Consider the following 12,731-nt stretch of genomic DNA (forward strand, 5'->3'; position numbering starts at 1 on the left):
CTCGTACGAATTGGCTCTTTTATTTCTTTGCTATCTCCAATTGTCCCCTTATTTTCTCTGGAATGTCCTTTTCAGAAATAATATCGTAGGAATAGACATACTTACCTTTCACATGAATTTTTAAGTAAATTTTTCTTGTAAAATCATTAGGCGTGTTCGTTCCAACTTTATATTCTTTTTCATTGCTTAATTCATCAACACCTTTTAGTGAGTACATAGCTCTTCCTTTATGATGATAATCTGGAACACCATATCCTTTCGCAACGGCATATACATTCTTTTCTTCAGCAATCGGATTAAATCTGTCTAAATCTCCGCGTAATATGAAAGGTAGTAAGTATATAGGGAGGCCTATTCCTAGTATGCAAATTACAAATTTCTTCATGATCGTTTCTCCTCTTGTTCATTTACATGATTCAGTATAGAAAAAAATTCTTATAAATATAGAGGGAAATTCCTTAAGGTTTTCTTAATAAAGTTTAACCGTGTGAAAAAAGACTAACTTGAGCAGTAAGCTTACGGAATGAATAGCCAAATAACCTGTTTTCTTTATTTTTTGAGGATAGGTTATTAGGTTTTATATTGGTATGAGTGAATTAAGAAATAAGTGAGATTTAGGAAATAGAATAAATTTATTTTACAGTAATAAGAGAATTAACTAAATAAATGAGAGTGAGAACAATTAAAGAAAGCATCTAGTGGGGTGCTTTTTTCTTTTGAAACAGAGAATCTCATGGGTCATTTACATGTAAATTAGTGCTGTGCTTCTAAGTCCTTGGAAAATCCAACAATAAAAAAAGAGGGGGAGGGCATTTTTTATTGAAGTTTGTTAATGATAGATTTTTAATTAGTTAGGGGGGATCGTAAAATAGATTATTAATCTCTTTGATAATTTTTATTTTCCTTATAGTTGGCATACTGTATTAGAAATTTTAAATTTTGAAAGGAGAATCAATAAGTATGGGTAAGAAAAGAAGAACAAGTAATAAGTTATTACTTGTTAGTGCGATTTTTTCAATAACAATTCCCTCAGTCTCATATGCGGAGGAAGTAATTTTACCTGAAAATTTTACGAGTTCTTCAAGTTTGTATGAGGGACGGAATACGGAAGTATTGAAAACAAGCTTATATCCTGATACATATAATTATCCGTTTAACCATCAATTTATTTCGAAATTAAAGGAAGCAAACACAACTATAAAAAAAGTAGACAATAGTGATGATGAAAATCCTATTATATCTACTACTCTTTCATTTATTCGTCATATGAATAGTGAAGATTATAAATCTGCATTTGATTTAACCTCAAGGTCATTACAGAAAATAATATCCGAAGAATGGCTGAAGAGCTATTGGGAGGGACTCCCAGTACAATTACAAGCAGGTTCTTTTATAGAAATTGGAGAGGTTACACAAAAAGAGACAAATCCTGTTCATACAAATGTGGAGATTCAATTAGTTTTTGAAAAAATGACTGTACCTTTACTAATTAAACTAGATCCATCTGGAAAAATAGACGATTTTCAACTAAGCATGTCGTTTAGTCCTGTTGCAGAGCGTCCATCATATAGTAAGCCTGAATCATTTGTTGATAAAGAAGTAGTAGTTGGAAGTGGTGCATTTCCATTACCAGGAACATTGTCGGTTCCAAAAGGAAAGGGTCCTTTTCCAGCGGTTATTCTTGTTCAAGGATCAGGAGCAACCGATCAGGATGAAACAGCGTTTGCTTTAAAACCATTTCGCGATTTAGCTGAAGGTCTTGCATCGAAGGGAATTGCTGTTCTTCGCTATAATAAAAGAACTTATGAACATGGGTTGAAAACACAATTTAGTCCCTTTTATACAGTTGATAAAGAGACAACAGATGATGCTCTTTTTGTAACTCAATTTCTTAAAAATGAGCCTCTAATAAATAAGAATCAAATATATATTCTTGGTCATAGTCAAGGTGGAATGATGCTTCCGAAAATGATTGAAAAAGACCAAAATAATAATATTGCTGGGGCAATTGTAATGGGTGGGCCAGCTCGTACGATCCAAGACGTTGTTTTAGATCAATTTGAGTACCTTTTTTCTATTGGAGCAATGAATCTAGATGAATATAAATTCTACAAAGCACAATTTGAATTATTAAATGATCCAAATTTCTCTAGTCAGAATCCCCCAAAAGATTTTTACTTAGGATCAGCAATATTTTGGGATTCTATCCGAAAAATTAAAGCAGCCGAAATGTCAAAAGAACAAAAGACACCGCTTCTTATTATTCAAGGGGAAAGAGACTATCAAGTTCAATCAAAAATCGAAATTCCTCTTTGGAAAGAACAATTAAAAGAACGAGATAACGTCGATTATCGACTATATCCGAAGTTAAATCATTTCTTTACAGAAGGTGATGGAGAAATAAGTAAACCGGATGAATATTATAGTCCTGCTAATATCCCTGAGTATGTTATAAATGACATTGCTGCTTGGGTGCAAGGAAGATCGCAATTAAATTAGCAACTATATGTTTTAATAAAGACTTTCTTTCTGTAATCAAACTAGAAACATTATTAGGTTATATGTTTTTTAGCACTCTTTTAAAAAGAGTGCTTTTTTATTTTCCTAGGATTTAATTAACGAAAAAAATATCTTGTACTCCTTTTGTAACTTTTTCTAAATAGAAATTTTCTATAAAACAATGGGCTTGCCTTCCAAACAAATCGTTATTTGTAGCACTTTTATCAAAGCAAACTTCTCGTGACATCGCTGTGATATTCAAAAACATTTATAACTTATTTTATGAAATTTTTTGAAAATTTAGGTTTAACATCTTTAAAATAGGTGTATTACATATTACATAACAACTAAATAAAAAAATAAAAAATTTAAAGGAGGAAAAATACAATGCACAAGAATGAAAGAAAACCGGTGGTTCATGAATATGAAAATGAACAGGAAGTAGTTATGAAAGTAAAAGAGCTAGAATTGCAAGGGATTCACCAAGATGACATGTATGTCTTAACACATGAAAAACATCTAACAAAAAAGATTGCGGATGATACAAACACAAATACGATTGGAGTAAAAGAACAAGGATTGGGAACAAGTATTATCAACTTTTTCTCCAAAAAAGGGGACGAACTTCGAAATCAAATGGAAGAAATGGGATTGTCGAAGGAGGAAGCTAACTTATATGAAGAAAAGCTAGATCAAGGGAGGATTTTACTCCTAGTAACAGCTGAAACACCAATGGCGAGTGATAGGAAGTCGCAAACCTATCATTCTCTCTAATAGATTGCAATAGGTAAGGTAATTATTTTAAGTTGTAGCATTGAAGAAAATAAAAGTAGAGAAGGGTGAGAAAAATGAAACATACAATATTTAAATATGCTGTGATTGGGATTACGACCGGAGTCATCGTCTCCCTATTAAAAAAAGAAAATCGGAAAGCTATACAAACAAAAGGAAAAAGCGTAAAAGAAAAACTACAAGAAGGAAACATAAAGGAAACATTGGAGAAGGTAACTGAGACAAGTAAACAATTCTCTGCAACTGCAGCTAATGTTGCAAAACAAACATTACCACAATTGCTTACAGCCACACCAGTTGTCATTTCTACCATTAAAGACTTAACAGAAAACGAAAGTAACAAAAAGAAAAAAGATGAAAAGGATTACGAAATAAATGAAAATAGTAGGAACCTAGACGGAGAAAAAACGGAAAATGAAAAGAAATATGTGAAAGAAGGGAAAGAAGAGAAAGAAGAGAGTGCCTAGATTTAATTCTTAAAAGAGAAAGTGAGGAAAAAAGTATGAAATCTCTGTATGCAATTGATGTAGGAATTGGCTTTACCAAGCGGGCATATCGACAGGATGTAGATTCTGAGATGACGATTAAGAGTGAAGCTTCCACACTAGCCCCTGTACCTAATCATACTGACAGTGAAGATTTAACAAAGGTGAGTTTTATAGACTTAGACTTTGCATACTACATGGGAAATGAAGCACATCAATCTGACGCTTCATTGCTTCCTCCATTTAATGAAGAAATAGAAAATTATTATGAAAGCGAACGTTTTAAACAACAAATATTTGGTTGCATTGCAAAGGATTATAAAGAAAATGTCGTGTTACCTTTAGTTGTTACCGGGCTTCCAGTCACTTGTTTTGGTAGTCAGCACGAGCAATTACAACATGCACTAAAAAAAGAAACTTCCGTGCAAATTGATGGGAAATTTATTAATATTACGGTGGAAAATGCTTTGATTCTTCAGCAACCAGTCGCTTTACATGCCTATTTCTTAAAAGAGGGAATTATTCAGGAACAAGATCGCATCTTAATTATTGATGGTGGATTTCGTACATTAGAAATGGCAGATATGAAACAGAATCTCATTTTAAATCATTATGAGACGGAACTAGGATGTAGCAAGCCTTTGAAAAATATTAAGAATATCCTGCAGAATCATGCGGGTGAAAGTAATCAATTGCATATTAACGACATGCCAAAAATATTAGAAAAAGGATATGGAGATCGAGACGAAAATTATGAGACAAGTCAGGTGGATATTTTAATTCAAAAAGAGTTGGATGCACACTTCCAAGACGTCATGCGTGTATTACAAGAACAATTTAAGTTAGACCAGTATGATACTATTATTTGGACCGGAGGAATAGTAGATATCCACAAAAAACGAATTGAAAAAATGCAAGGTGAAATTGCTTCTTTCCGTATGGTAGACGCTTCAAAAGAGGCCGCGCTTCATGGATACTATATTATTGGAAGTCAAGTATTTGAGGACATCACCAATCAATCTGCATATGAATCCAAATTATAATAACGACTGAAATGGAGTTCATTGAATAGACGTGCCAAATTATGTAGCTTCTTTTCCACATATAATAAATTCTTTATAAGAAAAGATAAAAAGTGCTTGTATAGAGGAAATGTTTAAAATTGAAAATAAAAATAACTAATATATAGGGGGTCTTCCTTTTAAAAGAATAAGACCTCCTATGTCATTTATTTTGTAATTTAGATGATTTAAAAACTTTTCCTCCAAGACATGAATACCTACATACAAATTTCGTATTACGGATATGATTCGATCAAACATAAAACTATTTAGAAAGGAAGAATAATATGGAATGCATAAAAATGACGAAATGGAGTTGGTATCATGTGAAAACTAGTGAGCTTGAAAAACTTTCTTCTATAATCCCTCGTGATGTAACATCTTATTTCTCTCAATTTGTAAAGAAAATAAGTTCTCCTTGTGAAAATGGATTATATGTTTATACGTTATCACCAAGTCAAACTTGTGTATATGGTTCGTTTTTATATGATCAAGATAAAAAGGACGCCAAAATTCAAAAATTTCTTCATTATTTCGTAGCTCATGGAATACTGATAACAGTTCAGGAAAAAGAGGAAGAGGATTTCCAAAAATTAATACATAATTTCCCTATGGGTATAAAAAATTGTAATAGTTCCGCTGAAGGAGTATGTGCTATCTTATCAATATTTATATCTCACTATTTACGAAAGGTTGACTATTTTGAAAACAATTTCAGAAATGTATTATGGGATTTTTATCATCATAATAACATAGCAGTTTTAGAAAGAATTTATCATATTCGTCATGAATTATTTATGAACACACATGTGTTTCGCTTAATACAGGAAGTGTTACAAGGCTTGGAGGAAGCTTGGTTAGAAAACTTAACAAACACCCTTTGTTATAAACAAACACACGTAAAATTAGAGCGTGGATTACAACTTGTTAAAGAGTACCAAGAAGAATTAGACACGATGATTCATTTACAAGAAGTTGTTTCTTCTCATCGTGGGAATGAAATTATGAAAGCTCTTACTGTATTAACTGCTGTGAGTACGCCTTTGACAGCTTTAGGAGCATTATGGGGAATGAATTTTAAATACATGCCTGAACTAGAATGGAAATATAGCTATTTAATCGCTCTCTTATTTATTATTTTCACAACGGTAGGTATGTATATGTATATGCGATTCAAAGGGTGGACAGGTGATTTATTACGAGTAAAGAAAAAGAAATCTTTTTTTAAATCTAATTAGTCCTGTTTATAAAAAATATGATAGATATATAGTTAATAATATTTATTAATTGGGGTAGTGCCATATCCCTATCAAGTTAAAGTTTTGATGTCCCCGCAATGATAAAAATTGTGAATATTTATATGAAAGATTAGAGCTCTCCTTCTTGTAGGAGGGCTCTAATCTTTGTTTAAAAACTATAGCATATACATGGGCAGACTCAATATGTGAACTTTGTCCGGATTCAATTTAGAATATAAAAAAGGAGAACTTGCGTTAGAATACAAGCTCTCTTTAAAAGAAATAACGTAATTGAGATACTTATATATTAACAATTTTTTCTTCTAATTCCATATTTCTTATGTTGAGAAATAAATGATAAGGGGCTTAATAAAACTAAAATGAATTATTGACATAATATTTCGACGATAATATAATAAATCTCGAATTCAAGATAACTTGTAAAGGATTGGTAATTATGAGTGTGATTAATGATGAGAGCTTATCTTTAAAGTTATTTGTTACATTATCAAGGGCAGCACAGGCAATTACTAAGCGTATTGAAGAGGATATAAAAAGTTATGGACTTAATCCAACTGAATTTGCAGTGCTTGAGCTACTATATAGTAAAGGCGATCAGCCTATACAAAAAATTGGAGGGAAAATATTACTTGCAAGTAGTAGTATCACGTATGTAGTGGATAAGTTGGAAAAGAAGAGGTTCTTAATACGAAAACCATGTCCAAAAGACCGCCGTGTCACGTATGCGTCAATTACTTCAGATGGTATTCAGTTAATGGATAGTATTTTTCCTCAGCATAAAGAGGCGATTCGGCATATATTTGGTGGTTTGGACTATATTGAGAAAAAAATGATAATCGAAAAGTTGAAAAAATTAGGGTATTATGCACTCGAACTATAAATTTTTAGAAATATATCTCGAATTAGTAATGTCCTAATTAAATCTAATTTAAATAAATAGGAGGAAAAATTAATAAATGGTAGTAAATTTATTATAATACAAAATGAATAAACCATGTAATTTCAATTGGTATAGCATGAAATAAAGTTGTTATGTTAACGTATACATATCGTCCTTTAAATTATAAATCTTTCATAAAGCGGAGAGTGGGTATCAAGAATGGAATTACGTCATTTAGAGTATTTTATTCAAGTTTGTAATAATAATAGTTTCACTAAAGCTGCGGAAGTTCTAGGTATTTCACAGCCGACTTTAAGTCAACAAATCCGTGTTTTAGAAGGGGAACTTGATACACCCTTGTTTCATCGAGTTGGAAGAGGTATCAAAATGACAGAAGCGGGTAAGCTGCTATTTGATAAAGGAAAATTTATCATGCAACAATTTGATGACGTGTATAATGAAATTTTTGAATTAAAGGGTGTAAAAAGAGGTGTGATTACTATAGGAGGTTTATTAGAGGATCTCACTTATTTAACACCTTATATTATGAAGTTTCAACAACATTATCCCAACATTGTAGTAAAGATTATAGAATCCGAAGTTGCTGTAAATCAAATCGTTGACAAAAATATTGATTTCGGGATTACACGTAGTGCTCAAATTCCAGACATATTAACAAGCACCCTTTTGTATAGTGAAGAGCTCGTCCTTGTAATTCCAAAAAATCATCCTTTGAATGAAAAATCATTTGTTTCTTTTCGAGAATTAGTAGGGCTGAGTAGAATAATGGTTTCATGTAGTTGTCGTGAATCTATTAAGATATATTGTGAGAGTTTAGGGTTATCTTTATCTGAAGCAAATATAGAAACAAAATCTTCTATTTCTCTATTGAGCCTTGTATACAATGGACATGGGGTTGCCATAATACCTCTTTCACTGGTTAACTTTGTTAATAATGATACTTTGAGCATAGTTCATATTACTGATCCAACACCAAGCCAAGATATTAATCTTATTCACTTTGATGATAAATTTTTAAGTTTTGCAGCACGTATCTTTATGCAGAAGTTAAATGATTCGCAAAAAGTATCAGTGTAATAGAAATAATAATGATTCTAGTGTAACAATTGAAAAATTAAGATCTATATTAAAGTCAAAGGGCAGTGGATTTATATGTGTGGTGTAGTCGATCAAGAGGGGGATACCATTGACTTTTAATTAAGGAAAAAAGGACAGACTTTGCAAGGAGAGAAGGCTATCAAAAACAAGTTAAGTTAATCAATCAATTCTTCGGTCTTATCGCATAGTAACACATTCCATGTAGGGATATAAAATGCTATTTCGAATCTACATACCCTTATTGCAGAAAGAAAACCACCGGCATTATACCGGTGGTTTTGACTTAGAAAGCAAAGCAAGTACAACCGATACCCCATGTAGTTCCATCTTTTCCTATTACGGTATGAGTGTGTTGATGGAGAGGGTTACTGCAACTATGTAACTTGTTATCATGGGAATCGTGGGAAAGTATAGTGTTGGCTAGGTTAGCACCACCATAACCATAAACGCCCGTCGGTGACCAATCAGGTGATGCTGGCGGCAATTCAGGTGATAAATTTTTAAATTCATCATTTCCATAAACAACCTGCCCACCCATAATGGTGAGTAATGATTCAAGGTTTTTGATTTCTTCTTCTGGCACAGTAAAGTAGTCAGCAGACAATACAGCAAGATCAGCAAACTGACCTACTGCCAGGGTTCCCTTTTTACCTTCATCATCAGAGAACCACGCACTTCCTTTTGAATATAATTCCAGGGCTACTTTTCTATCAAGTTTATTTTTTTCATCGTATATGGAAAGCCCACCAATGGTTTTTCCGGCAACCATCCAGTAAAGGGCAACCCAAGGGTTATAGCTGGAAACCCTAGTTGCATCACTACCGGCGCCAACAGGTATACCAAGGTCTAACATACGATAAATCGGAGGAGTACGCTTTGCAGCTTCCTTTCCGTATAAATCAACAAAGTATTCACCTTGAAAAGCCATGCGGTCTTGGATGGCAATACCGCCATTTAAAGCCTTAACACGTTCCATACTACGATCTGAGATTGTTTCTGCATGGTCAAACCACCATCGTAGACCATTAAAAGGAATTTCACTGTTAACTTCCTCAAATACATTTAAGAAACGTGTGATTGACTCATCATAAGTTGCATGTAAACGGAAGGGCCAACGGTTTTCCACCAATAGAGAAATTACTTTCTTTAAGTCAGCTTCCATCATCGTAGCTAGTTCAGGCCGTGGCATTTGAAATTTTTCAAAATCGGCTGCTGAGAATACTAACATCTCTCCGGCACCATTCATTTTATACTTATCACTTCCTTGACCTGGAGAAACAATTTTTGCCCATGAAGCAAAGTCTTCATATTCATGATTTGGATTTTGCGTAAATAGATTATAAGCAATACGCAAAGTTAATTGTTCCTTCTCGGCTAAATGTTCAACAACTTTGTAATCATCCGGATAATTTTGGAATCCACCACCTGCGTCAATAGCACTTGTAATACCTAATCTATTTAATTCGCGCATAAAATGGCGAGTTGAGTTAATCTGGTCGTCAAAATTAAGTACTGGTGCTTTACCCAAACTTGAATAAAGAATAGAAGCGTTAGGATTCGCAATTAAAAGGCCTGTTGGATTACCTCGTTTATCCCGCTCAATTAAGCAGCCTGGAGGGTCTGGTGTATCTTTCGTATATCCCAGTGCATGCAGCCCTGCACGATTTACAAGTGCTCTATCGTAAAGATGTAGCACAAAGACAGGAGTGTGTTCAGAAACGGCATTAATTTCTTCCAAAGTTGGCAACCGTCTCTCTTTAAATTGAAATTCAGACCAACCTCCAACTACTCTTACCCACTGAGGAGCAGGTGTACGCCTTGCCTGTTCTTTGAGCATTTCTAGAGCAATAAAAAGTGATGGCACGCCTTCCCAACGTAATTCCATATTATAATGTAGACCACCACGAATAACGTGTATATGAGAGTCATTCAGGCCTGGAATAGCTCTCTTTCTTTTAAGGTCTATTTTCTTTGTTTTTTCCGTGGCACTATTAAGAAGCTCATCTCCACCTACTGCAGTGACTAAACCATCAGTTATGGCGATAGCAGATACCTCAGGTTGAGAAGGGTCAAGGGTAGTAATTTTTCCGTTATATAAGATCATATCCGGTAAAGTCATGTTCACACCTCGTCTACTTTCTATTATTTTGTAACCATGGATGAAATAATTTACCGAAAATCGGCATGACTACCCATGATAGCAAGGACACTATACATACAGAAACAAAAAAAGCTGACATAATAGGATTCATATGTTTTATAATAGGTCCTATCAATTTAGGAACTAACATGCTAAGAGGCCATACACCCAAAAGGGTAACGATAGACATTTTCCATTTTGGCGGTGGAACTGGCGTTTTCGGAGTAACAAACCAATAAGCCAAACTGCTTTCAGTTTTGTAAGTTGGATTAGTGGCTTGAAATTGCTCGGCCGTTTTTAACAAATCCCGGCGAACATCTGATTCTTGCCAAGCACGTAGATGCTCATACGTATCAAAGCGAAAAATAACAGTATACTCTCTGGATTCGTTACTTGGGACTATTAGATTTACACCTAAATGTCCTGGGAATTTAATAGCCGCAGCCTCAATTTCATGTCTCCATGTTTCAAACTGTTTTTCTTTACCCTGTTGAATTTCCCATGTAACAATCGTTGTTACTGGATTAGCAGCATCCATTGTGTTCTCTGTATGAGTCTCTTCGACAGCTACTCCTTCTAGTTTCATATTTTTCTGCTTGGAAGCGCGCCGTGAACCATAGTATATGCGTATTCTACACCTTGACCATAAGCGCCAGTGTGTTCTTTTACAATCTCCATTACAGCATCATAAGTGTCTTTGTGTGCCCAATCACGTTGGTATTCAAGTAAAACTTGAATTGCTGTCACTGGAATTGCACCAGCTTGTTCTACACGACGCATAGCAGCGTTATGTGCTGTCAAACTAGTACCACCTGAAGCATCATCAACTGCATACACCTCATAGCCAGCTTTAATTGCTTCAAGCACAGGGAATGCAAGGCAAACTTCAGTCCAAAGTGCTGCAAATATTAATTTCTTTCTACCTGTTGCTTTAACTGCTTCAACAAATTTTGGATCTTCCCAAGAATTCATTGAACTGCGTTCTATAATTTCATGGTTTGGGAATATGTCAAGAATTTGCGGCCAAAAATAACCAGAAAAGCTGCGTGTTTCAACTGTAGTAAGAATAGTAGGTACGTTAAAAGTTTTTGCTGATTTAGCAAGCAGCATAACGTTATTAATCAATGTTTGTCTATCAATACTTGCAACTCCAAAAGTCATTTGAGGCTGAAAATCAATCAAAATTAAGGCACTGTTCTCCGGATTTAACAATTCTAAATTACTCATAATAAAACGCTCCTTTTTTAATTGTTTAAAATCAATATTATTGAAAATAATGTTTTTTCTGTTAATTAAAAAGAGAGTGCTGATTTAATCAGCACTAAATGTATACTATCCATTTTTTAAAAAGTGATTTAAAGCTATTTCCTTGAAATACATTTATGCATTTTGTTTACTAAGATCTCGCTGTGCGCCCATATAGCTTCCAATTATATTTTGATAGCCTGGAAGATTGCTAGCAAGCAAATTGCCAAAACCTTCGACATCGTTGCGCCAATCGCGTTGTAATTCGCAAGCTACGCTAAACCAGTTCATAAGTTGCACACCACTATGTGCCATACGAGTATTTGCAGCATCTGCAACTTGTTTATTGAAAGTACCTGAAGCATCAGTAACAGCAAATACTTCATATCCAGCTTTTATAGCGGAAAGTGCAGGGAAAGCAACACAAACGTCCGTAACTACGCCGGCGATGATAATTTGCTTTTTTCCAGTTTCTTCGATTGCTTTTACAAAATCATCATTATCCCATGCGTTAATTTGTCCAGGTCGAGCTATTTTTGGTGCATGAGGAAAGAGATCAACCAATTCTTGCATTAAAGGTCCGTTAGGTCCGTTTTCAAAACTTGTTGTTAAAATAACTGGTAAATCAAAAAACTTAGCAGTATGAGCAAGAGCTAAAACATTGTTCTTGAATTCATCAACACCATAGTCACGTACTAGTCCGGACATAAGACCAGTTTGATGATCTACTAAAAGCACGACAGCATCATCTTTGTTAATACGAGAATAGAGATCAGTCATTATGTATTCCTCCTAAAAATTAAGTAATCGAAGAAAGTTTAAATAGTCGAATACTATCATAAGTTTCTTCGTTTATAACTAAGCTGACCAATAATATTGGTTATAGCAGCATTCACAGAACATGAAGTGCTATACAAATTTATAGTATTTGAAAACTGATTCATTAATCAATTCTAAATTATCTATAATTTGTATAGGTCGTAACTATAGTTGTTTTCACTATAAAATAGATTGGTTTTACCTATACATCCTATAGATAGAACAATATTGATAGTCACCTATTTTTGTTATTACAATTGAATATGAGTAATGTTCAGTAATTATTTTATGATGAAAAAGGTATTAGAGGGGGGATTGTTCCAAACGGAGAAAAAATGCATTGGAACAATAGAGTTTCATACTTAGAGTTCACAACATAAACGTGCATGAATAGCTTATGAGATTCATCCGAATTATTGAAGAAAAGGATAC

General features: G+C 33.9%; 13 protein-coding genes. 7 read left to right on the forward strand and 6 right to left on the reverse strand.

What is annotated here, in order from left to right; genetic code table 11:
* Nucleotides 1-19: 19 nt before the first annotated feature.
* Complete coding sequence (locus MR160_RS01275) at nt 20-385, reverse strand: YxeA family protein (protein ID WP_000714889.1); 366 nt, start codon at nt 383-385, stop codon at nt 20-22.
* A gap of 575 nt (nt 386-960) precedes the next feature.
* On the opposite strand from MR160_RS01275, the gene MR160_RS01280 reads away from it, so the two are divergent.
* On the forward strand, nt 961-2,499 hold the full coding sequence (locus MR160_RS01280) for an alpha/beta hydrolase (RefSeq protein WP_000516868.1): 1,539 nt from the start codon (nt 961-963) through the stop codon (nt 2,497-2,499).
* A 112-nt stretch (nt 2,500-2,611) separates the two neighbouring features.
* Here the strand turns inward: MR160_RS01280 and MR160_RS01285 are convergent, their stop codons facing one another.
* Nucleotides 2,612-2,767, reverse strand: a complete 156-nt coding sequence (locus MR160_RS01285; RefSeq protein ID WP_074789697.1) for an acyl dehydratase — start codon at nt 2,765-2,767, stop codon at nt 2,612-2,614.
* A 119-nt stretch (nt 2,768-2,886) separates the two neighbouring features.
* On the opposite strand from MR160_RS01285, the gene MR160_RS01290 reads away from it, so the two are divergent.
* The 6 genes from MR160_RS01290 to MR160_RS01315 all read left to right on the forward strand — a co-directional run bounded on the left by MR160_RS01290 (nt 2,887) and on the right by MR160_RS01315 (nt 8,074).
* Nucleotides 2,887-3,273, forward strand: coding sequence for a YflT domain-containing protein (locus tag MR160_RS01290; RefSeq protein WP_000549431.1), 387 nt, complete (start codon nt 2,887-2,889; stop codon nt 3,271-3,273).
* A gap of 74 nt (nt 3,274-3,347) precedes the next feature.
* The gene (locus MR160_RS01295; RefSeq protein WP_000683212.1) at nt 3,348-3,758 is read left to right on the forward strand and encodes a hypothetical protein; all 411 of its coding nucleotides are present in this window, start codon (nt 3,348-3,350) and stop codon (nt 3,756-3,758) included.
* Between the two features lie 35 nt (nt 3,759-3,793).
* Nucleotides 3,794-4,819, forward strand: coding sequence for a ParM/StbA family protein (locus MR160_RS01300; RefSeq protein ID WP_000839446.1), 1,026 nt, complete (start codon nt 3,794-3,796; stop codon nt 4,817-4,819).
* A 305-nt stretch (nt 4,820-5,124) separates the two neighbouring features.
* Entirely contained in the window at nt 5,125-6,075 is a 951-nt protein-coding gene (locus tag MR160_RS01305) for a magnesium transporter CorA family protein (RefSeq protein WP_000388934.1), read from the forward strand.
* Between the two features lie 457 nt (nt 6,076-6,532).
* The gene (locus tag MR160_RS01310) at nt 6,533-6,976 is read left to right on the forward strand and encodes a MarR family winged helix-turn-helix transcriptional regulator (RefSeq protein WP_000111431.1); all 444 of its coding nucleotides are present in this window, start codon (nt 6,533-6,535) and stop codon (nt 6,974-6,976) included.
* Between the two features lie 219 nt (nt 6,977-7,195).
* Complete coding sequence (locus MR160_RS01315) at nt 7,196-8,074, forward strand: LysR family transcriptional regulator (protein WP_242297035.1); 879 nt, start codon at nt 7,196-7,198, stop codon at nt 8,072-8,074.
* Between the two features lie 304 nt (nt 8,075-8,378).
* Here the strand turns inward: MR160_RS01315 and MR160_RS01320 are convergent, their stop codons facing one another.
* The 4 genes from MR160_RS01320 to ycaC form a co-directional block, all read right to left on the reverse strand.
* Complete coding sequence (locus tag MR160_RS01320; RefSeq protein ID WP_000174494.1) at nt 8,379-10,214, reverse strand: amidohydrolase; 1,836 nt, start codon at nt 10,212-10,214, stop codon at nt 8,379-8,381.
* 13 nt (nt 10,215-10,227) lie between these two features.
* Nucleotides 10,228-10,821: an antibiotic biosynthesis monooxygenase gene (locus MR160_RS01325; RefSeq protein ID WP_063675511.1), complete on the reverse strand. Its 594-nt coding sequence runs from the start codon at nt 10,819-10,821 to the stop codon at nt 10,228-10,230.
* Nucleotides 10,818-11,462, reverse strand: a complete 645-nt coding sequence (locus tag MR160_RS01330; RefSeq protein ID WP_000067162.1) for a hydrolase — start codon at nt 11,460-11,462, stop codon at nt 10,818-10,820. The genes MR160_RS01325 and MR160_RS01330 overlap by 4 nt, the downstream gene beginning before the upstream one ends.
* Before the next feature lie 153 nt (nt 11,463-11,615).
* Nucleotides 11,616-12,260, reverse strand: coding sequence for an isochorismate family cysteine hydrolase YcaC (gene ycaC, locus MR160_RS01335; protein ID WP_000131212.1), 645 nt, complete (start codon nt 12,258-12,260; stop codon nt 11,616-11,618).
* Nucleotides 12,261-12,731 lie beyond the last annotated feature (471 nt).

The sequence above is a fragment of the Bacillus cereus group sp. BfR-BA-01382 genome, assembly GCF_022663475.1.
GTDB lineage: Bacteria > Bacillota > Bacilli > Bacillales > Bacillaceae_G > Bacillus_A > Bacillus_A thuringiensis_S.